Genomic DNA, 285 nt, shown 5'->3' with positions numbered 1-285 from the left:
TTCATGCGGGTGAGCACGGCCCGGTAGAGCGCGGCGTTGAGTTGTCGGTTGCCGCCCCGAAAGAGGCGGTGGCGCCCGTCGGTCTTGCCCGATCCGGCTGGGATCGGGCAGACGCCGGCGAGTTTCGCAAACGCGGCCTCGCTTCTGATCCGGTCGGGGTTGTCGCCGACGGCGATGAGGATCTGCGCGGCCGTGTCGGGCCCGATGCCGAAGGGCACCAGCAGCTGCGGTACGGCCCGCGTGACCAGGGCCTGGATCTGGGAGGCCAGGGCGGCGTGCTCGGCG

Annotated in this window: 1 protein-coding gene; it reads right to left on the bottom strand. The window is 71.6% G+C overall.

Annotated elements, in window-relative coordinates:
- On the bottom strand, window positions 1–285 hold a 285-nt coding region (locus L0U85_RS20235), incomplete at both ends, for an IS110 family transposase (protein ID WP_241379570.1).

This window comes from Glycomyces sp. L485 (genome assembly GCF_022548875.1).
Lineage (GTDB): Bacteria > Actinomycetota > Actinomycetes > Mycobacteriales > Micromonosporaceae > Glycomyces.
Note: the sequence above shows the minus strand (reverse complement) of the source record. Positions and strands in the feature narration are given on the sequence as shown.